This is a genomic window from Facklamia hominis CCUG 36813, assembly GCF_000301035.1.
Taxonomy (GTDB): Bacteria; Bacillota; Bacilli; order Lactobacillales; family Aerococcaceae; genus Facklamia; species Facklamia hominis.
Genome location: NZ_JH932292.1, coordinates 1,507,736 through 1,523,645 on the forward strand (window position 1 = coordinate 1,507,736; position 15,910 = coordinate 1,523,645).

The window sequence follows — 15,910 nt, forward strand, 5'->3', positions numbered from 1 at the left end:
ATTACAATGGATTATTTAGTAAGAGCAAAAGAACTTTTGGATGACATGGTTTCTAATAGACGGTATTTACACCAACATCCAGAAATTGAATTTAAGTTAGATAATACGGTGTCTTTTGTCAAAGAACAATTAAAATCCTATGGGATTGAAGCGCAGTACATTGGAGATCACGGTGTAACGGCTGTCTTAGGAGATCCTTCAGGAAAAACATATCTATTACGTGCAGATATGGATGCCTTACCAATCCAAGAAGCTACGGGCTTAGACTATGCTTCGAAGAATCAATATATGCATGCTTGTGGTCATGATATCCATACGTCCATGTTATTAGCAGCTGCAAAGATGCTTAAAGAAAATGAAGCCAATCTTAAAGGTCAAGTAAAATTCATTTTTCAACCTGCCGAAGAGTTGCTGGTAGGTGGCGATGCTATGATTAAAGCGGGAATTCTTGAAAACCCTAAGGTTGATGCTGCTTCTGGTCTCCATGTAGTTCCCAATATGCCAATATCTGGAGTAATGCCCGGTAAGAATATTGGTGCAGCTGGTGCGATTAATTTTGATATTGTGGTTAAAGGAGAGGGATCTCATGGTGCTTCACCGGTAGATGGTAAGGATCCAGTTTTGGCGGGATCTCAAATTGTTATCGGTGTTCAGAGCATGTTGACTCGTGAAATTCCACACACTCGTAGTGCTACGTTAACCATTGGTAAGTTTATCGCAGAGGGATCCTATAATGTCATTCCAGGAAAAGCGGAACTTGCTGGAACGATCCGTTTCCATAATAATGAGACGAGAGATTATATAGCCGAACGTTTCCCACAATTGGTCAAAGCAATAGCACAAGCATACCGGTGTGAGGCTGAGGTTAGCTTTAAGTGCAATTGCCCCACTTTAGTGAACGATCCAGCAGTTGCAGATGCAGCTAATACTTATATTCGTGAATTATCAGACAATGGTCAAAGATTTAAGTACATTCCTAACCCAGGAACTTCTTTAAGTGGTGGGTCGGAAGATTTTGCTCATTATACTTATTATGTTCCAAGCACATTTTTCTACTTATTCTGTCCACCAAAGGGCGTTGAAAAGCCGAAAGCTGTTCACCACCCTGAAGTTCAGTTTGATGAAGACATGATGCCAGTCGGTGCAGCTGCGTTAGCAACGGTTGCTACTAGGTGGTTGGCGGATAATCGGTAGTACTAGTGTAATTAGCTAATATATTTATAAAATCACAAGTTGACGGAATGTTGGCTTGTGATTTTTTATGTTCTTATTTTAGAACGGTGATACTAGTGTGAAATAAAGGAAATATAAAAATGTAGTTTGGTTTGTTGATAACAAATTAATATACGATTAAGCAAATTTCTTTTCGATCAAATCTTAATCTTATATAATGTTTCATAGTTTGTGATGAATGATCATCCATAATATTGAGAAAAGGAGCTTTCTATGAAAAGAAATCTTTGGCATCAACGTTTGCTATTATCAAGTTTGTTATTTCCTCTAGTTTTAAATGCCCCGCTTAGTCAAGTGGCTGCCCAGGAGTCGGTGACGGATCCAGTTGTTGAGACCACGGCCAGTCAGTTGGAGGAGACGGTTACTCCTACGGAAACGCCTAGTTCAGAAGTCGTTCAAGCAGAAGACCAACCACTGGCTCCCTTTACCAAAGCGGATTACGAGACCAGCTCGGCCACTCAAATGGCTCAGGCCATCCGTCAAGGACGAGTGACCAGTGAACAGTTAGTGAATTGGGCTTTTGAAGAGATTGAGGCTAAAGATGGTGAGCTCAATGCCATGATCTCGACCCGTAAGGAAGCTGCCTTAAAAGAGGCACGGGAATTAGAAGATCAAGGGCAACCCTTTTATGGAGTCCCCTTACTCTTAAAAGGTCTAGGCCATACGATTAAGGGCGGCGATAATACCAATGGTCTGACCTATATGGAAGGAACGCAGTCTCGTAGTGATTCACGGATCACTAAGGATCTTAAAAAGGCTGGCTTTATTGTGGTAGGTCAGACTAACTATCCGGAATTAGGTCTGAAGAATATTTCGGATTCCAAGCTCTATGGTAGATCAGCCAATGGACTGGACCCCCAATATGCAGCAGGCGGCTCGTCAGGTGGATCGGCCGCAGGGATAGCGGCTCATTATGCACCCGTAGCGAGCGGGTCAGATGCTGGAGGGTCTATTCGAATTCCTGCTTCCTGGAACGGCCTGATCGGTTACAAGCCGAGTCGTGGTGTCTTAGACCAGAATCCTGACCGTCCCAACTTGCAGGTCGTTCATTTTCCGCTAACCAAGAATATGACGGACATGGTTGGATTATTCGACTTTTTTGGAGGGAGTGCCTATCCAGAGATACCATTTGACCCCAAGAATATAAAAATTGCCTATAGCACACAATCTCCCGTTAATACCGATGTTTCTCCCGAGGCTCAGGAAGCCGTTCATCAAATGGTAGCTTATCTAAAAGGTCTTGGATTTAGCTTAGAGGAAGTAGCTGCTCCGATCGATGGGGTTTCTTTAATGCATGATTACTATACCTTAGCAGCAGCCAGCGGTAGTTTTGCGAATTTTCTATCACAGCAAAAACGTAAACAAGCAATTCAATTTGATGAGGTGGATCCTACAACCTGGGTTTTATATCAATATAGCCAACATCTCGATAAAAAAGATAGTGAGTTAGCTTGGCAACGCATTCATGAACAGGCTGAAAAAATGAAGCAATTCCGCCAAAACTATCCACTCTATCTAACCCCTAGCACGGCTTTCTTGGCTCCTAAGTTAGAAGACCCCTTGTTGACTGCAGACCATCTGCAACAAATTAAGGAGAGTCATCTGTTAGATAAGGAGGCTCTAGCTCAATTGGTCTATGATCAGTGGTTAACGGCCTTAAGATATACGCCTTTTACACAGTTGGCCAACTTGACAGGAGAGCCTGCGATTTCCTTACCGACTTATCAGGCTGAAGATGGACGGACACTGGGTGTGCAATTCCAAGCGGGCTTGAAGCAGGACCGACTCTTACTAGCAGTGGGTCAACTCTTAGAACAAGCTGGTCAATTCTATTACCAGAAACCATCCGTCTCAGCTCCTTCAACACCAGAAGACCAATCAGAGGAAGCAGGGCAAGACTCTATTGATGAAAGTATGGAATCAGAAAATCCTAGTCCAGCACCGGTTGACGATGAGTCAGACCATGAGGAAGCGGCTGGTCAAGATTCAAATCCAGATCATTCCACTTCTCTTGAAGCCACTGAGACAGATTCGGCGGATAAAGATTTGGTTTCAAACGATTCAAGTGAAGCGACAGCCTCTGATCCAAGCGATCATCAATCCCAAACCAAGCCCTTAAAATCCAAGACTCTCTTACCAGAAACGGGCGAGGCGCCGATTAATGGCTTCTGGCCAGCTATGATGCTTGGATGGGTCTTTGTTCTTTGGCCAAGTAAAATCCGTGGTAGAAAGTAACGCTTTTCCTCAATTGTGCTTTCATCCCTTCCTTGTTATAATCGGTTAGTAATAAATGGCGGTGAGCCATGGGGAGAGGAAGGGGCGTTATGAAGCCTTCAATACGATTAAAAGAGAGTGCCTTTGTGGCTAGCTATGGGGCCATGTTTTTTGAGGGGGCTTTGAATGTGATTATTAATGCCTCCTTGATTCAATTGGCACAGAGCCTAGACCGAAGTCTAGGTGAGGTGGCCCAGTTGATCTCGGCCAAGAGCCTGGGGACTTTATTATTTCTCTATCTAGCGGGCAAGTGGTCCGACCAATATGGGAGAAAACCCTTGGTTTTATTAGGGAGTCTTTGCTTTTTGATCTTTCTACTGGGTTTTTCTTGGACGACGTCCTTTACAGGGTTATTGTTGCTAGCCTTGTTGGGAGGGGTGGGCCATGGTTTGATGGATGCCCCGTCCATGTCCATCCTTTTTGATTTACTGGCGGATAAAGCCGGCTCAGCCTTGATCTTGGTGCAATTCTTCTTTTCTTTAGGGGGCATGTTCGTATCCTTTGTGGTTTCACATACGGTAGCGGCGGGTCTATCCTATCGCTGGATCTATGCTTTGATGCTGGGTTTTGGACTTGTTTACTGGTTGCGTGTGGCTTTGAGTCCTCTTCCGGCCTTAAGGCGGTTAGAAGGATCAGCCCCTTTACCGCAAAAGGCCAGTCAGATCTTAGCTACTCCAGCCATGATGACTGTCTTGGCGGGGATTTGCCTCTTTGCGATCTATCAATATATTTTGTTGACTTGGACACCACATTTCCTTCAGCAGACCAAGGGCTATCAAGCCGCTGCAGCCTTACGAACGGTGGCTATCTATCAAATGGGCGGGGCCCTGGGGTCAGTGGCTTTCTCCCTAGTTTTACGTAGGATTAGGGCCGCACAATTGGCTCTAATGAATACGGGGCTTACCTTGGGCTTGTCCTTGGCCTTGTTATGCTTGCAGCAAGCCTTGCCCTTGCAGCTTTGCCTCTTTTTGATGGGAGCGATTATGTCAGTGTACTTTTCCTTATGTATCAGTATTGGTGGCGAGCTCTATCCGCAAGCGACCGGCTTAGTCAGTGGGGCCATTGCCAGCTTCAATGTGGTGACCACCTTGTTGGCTTCTCTTCTTATTAGTTTCTTGATGGAAGGAAAGATGCCGGTGACGGTTTTATTCTTATTGCTGGTATTCATTCTGGGAATCTTGATGGGGGTATCCTGGAAAATGTGGCAGATCGAACAAGGGCTAAAGGACTCGATTCCATCTTAATAACATCAAAAAGCATCGTCGAAGACTTTGGGTCTGGACGATGCTTTTTGTGTTGGCTTGAGCTTAGTCTTGGATCAAGGCTAAGGTGAAGCTAAAGTTAAAGCTTGGATCGTTTAATTGATAGTCCTTGGCGAGTTCTGGACCGCAGGCATTTGATCCGGTACCGCTTTGAGCGTAGTCAAGAATGAGATAGTGGCTGTCTTCCTTTTGCAGCTGATCGCGGTGGGCGACTTGAGTGAGCTGGTCAATGGAATAAGCAGATAGATTAAAGGATAAGGAGCTATCGGCTTGGACGGCTATGTGTGCTTGACTTCCTTTTACAGTCAGGTCGAGGACTTGATTGTGAGCCCCATTTTCTTGCGGAGTGACATAAGCTTCGTATAAGTCGTCAATATCTTGGTTAAAGCGTGCTTGGAAGTTAGCATGGTGCTTGTCTTCATAGGATTCATGCGGACCATTTCCAAGATAGTTGACGCTTTGGTATTCGCTAGTTAGTGGTAAAACCATTCCAAAGCGCGGTAGGAAAGGCATGATCGGGTTCTTTTCGACCTGGCAAGATATATGAACCTGGCCTTGTGGGCTGATTTGCCAATGAATATCAAGGTCCAGAATGGTCTGCCGTGCGAGGGCATTGAGGACGCCTTTGAGTCGGATATCAATGCCTTGGTCGCTTTCCTCAATTTGATAGTCGTGGATTCGCGTCCGGGTATGATGGTAGTTGGCTTGTTCCCATTCCTTACGGATGTTGCGATCGTTATCGATCGGGGCACGCCAGATGGTCCAATAGCTTGGACGTGTGAGCTGGTCAACGCCATTGAGGGAGAGTTCCTGAATGGCGCCACTTTCCTTGGCGATGGATAGGGTGACGTCATCGATATGAACAGCGATCCGGTCAACTAGGTCTTGAACAGAAACAGTCTTGGCTTGAGCAGGTAGATCAGTTAGCTGGTAGGCTTGGAGTTGAATACAGTCAAAGCCCAGTTCGTAGCCTTCAGCTTGTTGGTAAGCAACTAAGCGTAGCATGGCAGCATCAGAACAGGCTTCCTGATAAGGGCTCAAGTCCAGTGTGGCTTGCCCTTGTCCAGGGCAGTCTAGACTTCCCACGGATAAGGTGTCGGTGAGTTGACCGGCTTGATCATAGACTTCCAGCTTAAAGTCAACCTGGTCTTTTAAATTGATAAAGTCATAATAACTTTGAATCCTTGCTTGGAAATGTTCTTGATCAAAGGAGACTAATTTAACGGGACGGAAGACTTGGCGATGGTCCAAGACCCCCGTATGTGGCGTCCGGTCAGGATACATGAGTCCATCCATGCAGAAGTTGCCGGCATGCGGATATTCCCCGTGGTCACCGCCATAACGGTAGAGGGGCTCTTGGTCAGGCTGGTGGCGGTTAAGGTTGACCGCATGGTCAGCCCATTCCCAGACGAAGGCTCCGATAAAGGAATCATGGGCCATCATAAAGTCGTAGTAGGCCTTGATATCACCGGGACCGTTCCCCATGGCGTGGATGTATTCACAGAGGATGAAAGGCTTTTGAGCGGGTTGACTGAAATACAATTCCTCAATCTCTTCCACAGAGGGATACATGCGGCTCCACATGTCGAGGCAGTCCGTATTATAGGTTTTTTGCCGATCGTGGTACCAATAGGCCTCGTAGTGGAGTGGCCGGCTAGGATCGAGCTCACGAGCCGCTTGTAACATTTCTTCAATGCAGATGCCATAACCAGATTCATTGCCTCCCGACCAGAAGACGATTGAAGCATAATTCATAAATGGTCGCATGGAATGCAGCATTCGGTCTTTGAATTGTTGGGCAAAGGCAGGGTCGTCTGCCATCATATTATAATTATCATTACCTCCCAAGCCATAGAGATCGACCACGCCGTGACATTCAATATCTGCTTCAGAAATGACATAAAAGCCCATGCGGTCGGTCAGTTCATAGAACTCGGCTGTCTTAGGGTAGTGGGCGGTACGGATGGCATTGAAGTTATACTGCTTCATCAAAGTTAAGTCCTTAATTTGTTCATCTAAGGTCACCGTTGCTCCCGTATTGGGTTGGCTGTCATGTTGGTTGACACCGATTAATTTGACAGGGACTTGGTTGACATAAAAGATCTGGTCGCGAATCTCAATTTGGCGCAGACCTAGGGCTTGACGAATGATCTCCTGGTCGCTTTCAAGGTAGATTTCATATAGATAAGGGGTCTCCGCATTCCATAAAAGAGGTTGGTCGACCGGAATGGTCAGCTCACTATTGGCAGGCATGGACCCTTGGTAGAGGGTATTTCCTTGGGGGTCTAAGAGACGTAGCTTGACTTCCTTCTCCAAACCAACTCCTTGTAGGGCCAAATGAATGGATGCTTGGCTTAGGTCGTCGTTAAAGCTTTGAGTGATTTGGTAGTCGGTAATTCGCGCCTTAGAGCGTTGTAATAGGTAGACATCTCTAAAAATGCCTGAATAGCGGAATTTGTCCTGGTCTTCATAGTAAGTACCGTCACACCATTGGAGTACTAAGATATGCAGGTCATTTTCTCCAACATGCAGATAGTCTGTCAGGTCAAATTCACTCTGGCGATGACTGATTTGGCTATAGCCGACAAATTGCCCATTAAGCCAAAGATAGAAGGCTGAATCCACCCCTTCAAAGTTCAAGAAGTAGTCTTCTTCCAGACTATCGATCTCAATCTTGCGGTGGTAAAGACCAGCTGGGTTGTGGTAAGGGACATAGGGGGGATCGTAGGGAATTGGGAATTCCGTATTGGAGTACTGGATCTGCCCATAACCATGCAGTTGCCAGCATGAAGGAACAGGAATCTGGTCATAGTCGAGTGATTCCTGGCAATAGGCCTGCCAATAGGCTTGGTCAATGTGCCGGACGTTCTCAAAATAATGAAAATCCCAGATGCCATTAAGGTCGATATAGCGTGAGGATTGTCGACGGTTGCCGCCATCGAAGTCATCCGCTTTTCGGTAAGGAATAAAATAAGACCGGTCAGCCTCCACATTCAAAGCGGTGAGGGACAGGTCTTCAAAATAATTCGGTAGTAACATGTAAACGCCTCCTCCTAGAATCTTCTTTTATTATAGGGAAAATACCAGCAAGAAGCTATATGCAATTGGGTGATGGAATATGGTTAAATGTTTCCTTGATTGTGTTGGCGATAGTGGCTAGGACTTTGTTGATAGTATCGCTTAAAGGTCTTGGAAAACAACAATTGATCGTCATAACCGACCGCATTGGCAATTTCATTGATGGTCAATTGAGTATGGCCAAGGAGGTAGCTGGCATATTCCATGCGACGGGTCATCAGCAAGGACTGGGGAGAAGTTTGATAGCGTTCTTTAAAGAGCTTATAAAGGTAGGACCGGCTGATCCCGACGTAATGAGCCACATCTTGAATGGTAATCGGATGCTGAAAATTAGTGAGGATATACTCATTAGCGATCTCTTCATAGTTCTTTGTTTGGCTAGTTATTATGGGGCGGTCCGTATTGGGAAATTCCCGACAAATCTCATAGAGAAATTGGTAACATAGGCTTTTAAGCAGGATCTCGCGATATGCTAGATTTTTTTGTTGGAAGCAGAGGTCGATCACTTGGTTGAGAATATTGAAGCAAGCCATCTGTGGTTCGTAAGAGAAGTAACGTTGGTGGTCCAACAAAGACTGACCGATATATTGGTCAAAATCGCTCCCACTTAAGCCGATCCAGCGATATTCCCAAGCCTTATCGAGGGGAAAGTAGCGGGCGTGGTCGCCGCGCCGGATCACAAAGCCTTGATTGGGTCCCACTTGAAAGACCTGGCGGTTGATCTCGACTTGTCCTTGCCCTCTAAGGACAAAGTGGATGACATAATTTTGAAAAGCGGAGTAGTCATATTGGCGGAATTGATCATACTGTTGAAAGCCACATTCATCCAGTCCTAAACCATCTGCTTGTTGTTGAAATTGCAGCCATTGACGTGTCATGGAATATCCCTCCTAGGAAACATTTTACCATATAATCAATCCATTTGAACATATTAAGACAAAAAACTTGTGTTATAATGAAGGAGAAAACGCTTTACAATAAGGAAGGGGATAATCATGAAAAAGTTGTTTAAGGTTTTATCAGTAGTTGTCATGGCATTTGCAACATTAGCAGCAACATTGGCACCGATGACGCAAGTTTCAGCCAAGGAAAAGGTGACAGTTTGGGCGTGGGATCCTAACTTTAACATCAAGGCCTTGGAGATTGCACGGGATATCTATTTGAAGGATAATTCGGATTTTGATTTGGATATTGTGGAAAGTGCGCAAAATGATATTGTTCAACGTTTGAATACGTCATTAAGTTCAGGTGTGACAGAGGGACTTCCTGATATTGTCTTAATTGAAGATTACCGGGCTCAAAGCTTCTTAACCGCATTCCCAGATGCCTTTGTGCCTTTAGATGACTATTACAACAAAGAAGACTTCGCAGATTATAAAGTTCAAGCAACGACCGCTAATGATAAATCTTACGGTGTACCTTTTGATACAGGGGTAACGGGTCTTTATATCCGTAAGGATTTATTGGAAGAAGCAGGTTATACTTTAGAGGATGTTACGAATATTACTTGGCGTGAATTAGCTGAAATCGGTAAAAAGATTAAAGAAACAACCGATGTGAAGCTATTATCAATGGACTTGAATGACTTGGGTCTGATTCGTGCTATGATTAATGCCAGTGGTGCTTGGTATACTAAAGAAGATGGTGTGACACCTTGGATTGCTGACAATGAAGCTTTGAAAGAAGCCTTTACGGTCTTCAAAGAAATGTACGATGCAGATATCGTCAATATTCACTCTGACTGGGCTCAAATGTTACAAGCCTTCAACGGGGGTAAAGTAGCAACCGTTCCTCAAGGTAACTGGATTACACCATCTGTTGTGGCTCAAGAAGATCAAGCAGGCAAATGGGCAGTGGTTCCATGGCCAAAACAAGATAATGTTGAAGGATCAGTTAACGCTTCGAACTTAGGGGGATCTTCCTTCTATGTCTTAAATACTAAAAATTCTGAAGCGGCTGCTAAATTTATCGGTACGATTATTGGTGGCAGCAAAGAATTCTATGAACAAGCAATGAATGAAATTGGGGTTCTTGGAACTTACACTCCAATGCTTGAAACCGATGTTTACAATCAAGAAGTAGACTACTTCGGCGGACAACAAATTTATAAAGACTTTGCTCAATGGGCTGAACAAATTCCATCCGTTAACTATGGTTCACATACATATGCGGTCGAAGACATTCTTAAGAATGCGCTACAACAATATTTATCTGGCGGCGACCTCGACCAAATCTTAAAAGACGCCCAAACCCAAGCAGAAAACCAATTAAACTAAAGAGTGCGACAAAAAGCGTCATGATCCGCCGCAATAAGCAAACCCTCGAAGCACCAAAGTGTGCCCGAGAGGGAGTGCTTATTGGCAAGGATCAGCTTTTTGAAGCAGGTTTAGAAAGAGTGCGACCAGGTGCGGTTATCTCCTGTAGGATAAGCCAAGCGTAGCAGCTAGGGTGAACAAAATCCCCCGAGCTACGATTGGCTTAGACCTAAGGAGATGCGACTGGAAGCAGGTCTAGAGAGTGCGACAAAAAGCGTCTCGCACTGCTAAAAATTTGAAAGATATATTGGAGTGATTCATGTCACTCATGTATTGCCAGTTTGCATTTAGGAGGCTGTAACACTCATGTCACAGCCTCTTTTTTTACAGGAGGTTTATTACCATGGTATCAGAAAAAGATCGTCGAAAAATCGGTTGGCTTTTTATCCTCATTCCAACGCTTTTGATCTTTCTATTTTATTTTTACCCCATGCTTCAAGCATTTCTGATCTCGCTACAAAGCGGTTCAGGAACCAATCTTAAGTTTGTGGGTGGAAGTAACTATCAACGGCTCTTGCGGGATCCGGTGTTTATTGAGGCCTTCAAAAACACCCTCATTTTCTTGATTTTCCAAGTGCCAATTATGATTGTTTTAGCCATGTTCTTTGCGGTGGTCTTAAATGAACGCACTTTAAAATGGAAGGGGATCTTCCGAACGATTGTCTATCTTCCTTCGGTCACTTCTTTAGTGGCTTATTCCTTAGTTTTTAAGTATTTATTTGCCAATAATGGAATTATTAATAACTTATTGATGGATTTCCATTGGATCGACCAACCAATCTTGTGGTTGTCTCATCCGGTTTGGTCCAAGATTGTCATTATTCTAGCCATTACTTGGCGGTGGACGGGTTACAATATGATCTTCTTCCTATCGGCCTTGCAGAATATTGAACCTTCGATTTATGAGGCAGCAGATATCGATGGAGCCAGTGCTTGGACTAAGTTTACTCGGATTACGGCGCCACTTTTGAAGCCAGTCATTCTTTTTACAACGATTACCTCAACCATTGGGACCTTGCAGCTTTTTGATGAGACCATGAACATTACTCAAGGAGGGCCTGGTAATGCTACTTTAACCTTGTCCCAATATATCTATAACTTAGGATTCAAGTACACTCCTGACTTTGGTTATGCGTCGGCCGTTTCTTTTGTAGTAGCAGTTGTTATTATTATCTTGTCGAGTATTCAATTAGTGGTAGGTGGAAAAAATGAAGCCGCATAAAAAAATCTTAATGTATCTTTTTTTATTCTTGATTTCAATTGTCTTTGCCTTTCCTTTTTATTTCTTGATTGTGTCGGCGACCAATGCCAGTATTGATGTGACCAGTGGTCGCTTATTACCAGGTGTTCATCTATTGGAGAATTGGAAGAGTTTGATGGCGCAGACAGACTTGATGGGGGCCTTTATTAATTCAGCCTTGGTTGCTTTATGCCAAACCGTGCTGGCGCTCTTATTATCCTCGATGGCTGGTTATGCCTTTGAGATCTATCGGTCCAAGTTGTCAGACTTTATCTTTAATTTATTGCTTGCTTCGATGATGATTCCCTTTGCGGCGATCATTATTCCCTTATTCCGTCTCTTTGGATCCATGGGGCAAGTCTCGTCCGCCATTGGGATTAACTCCTACGCATCGGTCTACTTGCCTTATATCTCCACGGCTTTTCTAATTTTCTTCTTCCGACAAAATACCAAGATGTTTTCGCGGGAATTATTAGAAGCGGGCCGAATTGACGGCTTATCCGAATGGGGGCTCTTCTTTAGAATTTACATGCCAACCATGAAGAATTCCTATGCAGCAGCAGCGATTATTACCTTTATGAGCTCTTGGAATAACTTCCTATGGCCTTTAGTGACGCTTTTATCGCCGGATAAGCAGACCGTGCCGATTCTTCTATCCAACCTGGGTGCCTCTTATGCACCCGATTATGGCATGATTATGTTGGCGATTTTGATTTCCATGGTGCCAACCCTGATCATCTTCTTCTGTCTACAACGTTATTTTGTAGCGGGTATGCTGGGTTCTGTTAAATAATAGGAAGGATACGCTATGAAAATCTGTAAAGCGGAGAATTTATTTTATTTAGTGAATGACCAAGTGGCCTTGATTATGGAAGAAAAGGAAGGCCGACTCTTTTTAAGACACTTTGGGGGGCCGATTGCTTCTTATCATCATGCTAACGCCATGCATGAAATGGACCATGCTTTTTCACCAAATCCAAGGTCTGAAGACCGGACCTTCTCCATGGATACCCAGCGTCAAGTGCTGGGACAAGTGGGGCGGGGGGATTTTCGCAAGCCGTCCATTCGAATCAACCATACTAACAATCAAGTCACGGATTTTCGTTATGTCGATTATCAAGTGTTAGATGGGGTGCCTCAAGTAGTCGGGCTTCCTAGTCCCCATGCCAAAGAGGGACAGGCTCAGACCTTGAAATTGCAGCTTAAAGACACGGTTTTGGACCTATATTTGAATCTGTATTATACCCTTTATGAAGGCAGTGCGACTTTGACTTGTTTTCAGGAAGTGGTTAATCAGACTGGGGAAACGATTGAATTAGCCACTTGCTTATCCGCTATGTTGGATCTACCGGCAGGGGCCTATGATGTGATCAGCTTCCAGGGTGCTTATGGTCGCGAGAAACGATTCCAGCGGCAAGCTCTCAAGCAAGGTTACTTTGAAATAGGGTCTAGTCGTGGGGCCAGCGGGCATGGTCAAACACCAGCCATTATTTTAGCAGACCGGTTGACTCAGGATGACGCAGGCCAGGCCTATGCCTTACAAATAATGTATAGTGGTAATTTCCAAGCTTTTGCCCAGTGCAATCAATTGGAAGAAGTGCGTTTAGGCATTGGTATTCATCCCGACCTCTTGCATTGGCGCTTAGCATCAGGCGAGAGTTTTTCAAGTCCGGTCGCTTTGATGACTTATACTTTTCAAGGATTAAATGCCTTGAGTCAGGCTAGCCAGACCTTTATCTTAGACCATATTATGCCGCCGGCTTATTCCCAGCAATTGCGCCCTATCCTGATTAATAATTGGGAAGCGACTTATTTTGATTTTAACTTTGATAAATTGACTCAGATTGTCGATAAGGCTCAAGAAGTTGGCATTGAACTTTTTGTCTTGGACGATGGATGGTTTGGCGATCGGCAAGATGATCAACGGGCTCTGGGTGACTGGGTGGTCAATGAATCCAAGCTGGGGGGACCCTTGAGCCGCCTGATTGATTATGTGCATGATCGGGGGATGAAGTTCGGTTTATGGATTGAACCTGAGATGATCTCGCAAGAATCCGATCTCTACCGTCAGCATCCAGACTGGGTGATTCAAGTGCCAGGGCGTAGTCACACTTATGCCCGCAGTCAACTTGTTCTGGATTATGCCAATCCGGAAGTGGTCGCTTATTTCAAAGAATTGTTTGGGGATCTCTTAAGCCGATATGCCATCGACTATATCAAGTGGGATATGAACCGCAATATCACCGATGTGGGTAATGGAACTAGTCTCAGTGACACCTTGATGCAGCCCCACCGACATCTCTTAGGGGTCTATGACTTAATGGCTTATCTCACGCAGACTTTCCCACACGTATTATTTGAATCCTGTGCCGGGGGTGGGGGACGCAATGACCTGGGGGTGATGCGCTATTTCCCACAAGTTTGGGTGTCCGATAATACGGATGCGATTGAGCGACTAGCCATTCAGCACGGTCATACTTATTTATATCCAACGATTGCCATGGGGGCGCATGTCTCCGCTGTACCTAATCATCAGATGAACCGAACGACGCCTTTGAAGACGCGGGGGGATGTGGCCATGACGGGGAATTTGGGCTATGAATTGGACCTTTGCCAACTTTCGAATGAGGAATTAGGGCAAGTGGCCCAGCAAGTTGCTTTCTACAAGACCATTCGACCGATTATCCAAAGGGGTCAACGGACGCGCTTGTTAGATCCGGAGCATTTTCCCAATGATTGGGCCTGTCAGTTTAGCTATCAAGACCAGCTGATCGTCTTTTATGGACGTGTCTTATCGACCTTGGAGAAGAGTGAACTGACCCTTAAGTTAAAGAATTTAGACCCGCACGCCTTTTATCAAGAACAGTCCTCTGGTAAAATTTATTCAGGAGCCGAATTGATTTATGCCGGTCTAACCATGGTTGTTCCTCGCGGTGATTTCCAAACGTCACTGCAGCATTTTAAGAAGATTCAATAGGTGGCGTTAACAATTTGTGTGGGAACTTCCTCAGTGAGACCGAGTTGGTTGAGATAGGAAGTGCCTTGCGGTTTTGACATAAAGGAGTGTTTCAGATGGTAGAAATTAACTTAAAGAATATCTATAAAAAATATGACAATGCAACTGATTATTCAGTGACGGATTTTAATTTGTCGGTGGCTGATCAGGAATTTATCGTCTTTGTAGGGCCTTCCGGTTGTGGGAAATCGACCACTCTTCGCATGATTGCTGGTTTGGAAGAGATTACCCAAGGAGAGCTCTATATTGATGGTCAGTTAATGAACAAAGTGGCACCTAAGGATCGGGATATAGCCATGGTTTTCCAGAATTATGCGCTTTATCCACATATGACGGTCTATGATAATATGGCCTTTGGTTTGAAGTTGCGTAAGTATGACAAGGCCAAGATTGATCAACGGGTTAAGGAAGCGGCAGCCCTTTTAGGCTTGACAGAATATTTAGACCGCAAGCCGGCGGCATTATCCGGTGGGCAACGACAACGGGTGGCTTTGGGCCGGGCGATCGTGCGTGAAGCCAAGGTCTTCTTGATGGATGAACCTCTATCTAACTTGGATGCTAAATTGCGGGTGCAAATGCGGGCAGAGATTTCTAAGATTCACCGTCAATTCAAGACAACCACGATCTATGTCACTCACGACCAGACAGAAGCTATGACCATGGCGACGCGGATTGTTATTATGAAAGATGGTGTGGTGCAACAAATCGGTAGCCCACAAGAAGTCTATAATCGCCCAGACAATGTGTTTGTAGCGAGCTTCATTGGCTCACCAGCCATGAATTTCTTCGAGGTGACCTATCAGGATGGTCGTATTCACAATGCCAATGGTTTGGATATTCCGGTATCGCTACCTAGCAAGGCAATGCTGGATAAGGCTGGTTACGAAGGCAAGGAATTGATTTTTGGTATTCGTCCGGAAGATATCCATAATGAGCCGATTGTATTTGATACCACACCGGAGACCGTCACTTCGGCTGAGATTACGGTGGCTGAATTGTTGGGTGCGGAATCGATCATCTATCTTAAGAAGGGGAGCGATGAATTCGTGGCCCGCATGGATGACCGCCAACAAAGAGATCCTGGTGAAAGCATCGAGTTTGCCTTTAATATGAACCGAGCCCACTTCTTTGATAAGGCGACCCAGCGACGTATTGATGAAGCCGAATAAATAAGATTGTTATCTAGCTCAGAGCGCGAAGCTCTGGGCTTTTTTTGTGTAGTGAGGGCGAAAGAGTTGGTTGCGGTCTCACGGGCTCTAGGGTATTAAGGCGGTGTGGGGTTGTAACATTTGTTGGTTTGAGAGTACTAAAATGAGTTGGAATTGTAACTCTTGGTGAGCTGAGAGTACTAAAAAGGGGATAAATTGTAGCTCTCAGCATGTTGAGAGTACTAAAACGGGTCGAAATTGTAACTCTCGTTGGGCTGAGAGTACTAAAAAGGGTTGAAATTGTAACTCTTGTAGCGTTGAGAGTACTAAAAAGGATTGGAAAT

Annotated in this window: 10 protein-coding genes; 8 read left to right on the plus strand and 2 right to left on the minus strand. The window is 44.7% G+C overall.

Annotated elements, in window-relative coordinates; genetic code table 11:
* Positions 1-6: 6 nt before the first annotated feature.
* The 3 genes from HMPREF9706_RS07070 to HMPREF9706_RS07080 all read left to right on the plus strand — a co-directional run bounded on the left by HMPREF9706_RS07070 (position 7) and on the right by HMPREF9706_RS07080 (position 4,751).
* On the plus strand, positions 7-1,194 hold the full coding sequence (locus tag HMPREF9706_RS07070) for a M20 metallopeptidase family protein (RefSeq protein ID WP_006908680.1): 1,188 nt from the start codon (positions 7-9) through the stop codon (positions 1,192-1,194).
* Between the two features lie 252 nt (positions 1,195-1,446).
* The gene (locus tag HMPREF9706_RS07075; RefSeq protein WP_006908681.1) at positions 1,447-3,468 is read left to right on the plus strand and encodes an amidase family protein; all 2,022 of its coding nucleotides are present in this window, start codon (positions 1,447-1,449) and stop codon (positions 3,466-3,468) included.
* 89 nt (positions 3,469-3,557) lie between these two features.
* Positions 3,558-4,751, plus strand: coding sequence for an MFS transporter (locus HMPREF9706_RS07080; protein ID WP_006908682.1), 1,194 nt, complete (start codon positions 3,558-3,560; stop codon positions 4,749-4,751).
* Positions 4,752-4,814: 63 nt separating this feature from the next.
* On the opposite strand, the gene HMPREF9706_RS07085 is transcribed toward HMPREF9706_RS07080, so the two are convergent.
* On the minus strand, positions 4,815-7,808 hold the full coding sequence (locus HMPREF9706_RS07085; RefSeq protein WP_006908683.1) for a glycoside hydrolase family 2: 2,994 nt from the start codon (positions 7,806-7,808) through the stop codon (positions 4,815-4,817).
* An 83-nt stretch (positions 7,809-7,891) separates the two neighbouring features.
* Positions 7,892-8,725 (minus strand): AraC family transcriptional regulator, encoded by an 834-nt coding sequence (locus HMPREF9706_RS07090; protein WP_006908684.1) that lies wholly within the window; start codon positions 8,723-8,725, stop codon positions 7,892-7,894.
* Positions 8,726-8,842: 117 nt separating this feature from the next.
* On the opposite strand from HMPREF9706_RS07090, the gene HMPREF9706_RS07095 reads away from it, so the two are divergent.
* The 5 genes from HMPREF9706_RS07095 to HMPREF9706_RS07115 all read left to right on the plus strand — a co-directional run bounded on the left by HMPREF9706_RS07095 (position 8,843) and on the right by HMPREF9706_RS07115 (position 15,587).
* On the plus strand, positions 8,843-10,123 hold the full coding sequence (locus HMPREF9706_RS07095) for an ABC transporter substrate-binding protein (RefSeq protein ID WP_006908685.1): 1,281 nt from the start codon (positions 8,843-8,845) through the stop codon (positions 10,121-10,123).
* Between the two features lie 382 nt (positions 10,124-10,505).
* Entirely contained in the window at positions 10,506-11,384 is an 879-nt protein-coding gene (locus tag HMPREF9706_RS07100; RefSeq protein ID WP_006908686.1) for a carbohydrate ABC transporter permease, read from the plus strand.
* The gene (locus HMPREF9706_RS07105) at positions 11,371-12,195 is read left to right on the plus strand and encodes a carbohydrate ABC transporter permease (protein ID WP_006908687.1); all 825 of its coding nucleotides are present in this window, start codon (positions 11,371-11,373) and stop codon (positions 12,193-12,195) included. The genes HMPREF9706_RS07100 and HMPREF9706_RS07105 overlap by 14 nt, the downstream gene beginning before the upstream one ends.
* A 15-nt stretch (positions 12,196-12,210) precedes the next feature.
* Entirely contained in the window at positions 12,211-14,379 is a 2,169-nt protein-coding gene (locus HMPREF9706_RS07110) for an alpha-galactosidase (RefSeq protein ID WP_006908688.1), read from the plus strand.
* Positions 14,380-14,474: 95 nt separating this feature from the next.
* Positions 14,475-15,587 (plus strand): ABC transporter ATP-binding protein, encoded by a 1,113-nt coding sequence (locus HMPREF9706_RS07115; protein ID WP_006908689.1) that lies wholly within the window; start codon positions 14,475-14,477, stop codon positions 15,585-15,587.
* The last annotated feature ends 323 nt before the right edge of the window (positions 15,588-15,910 follow it).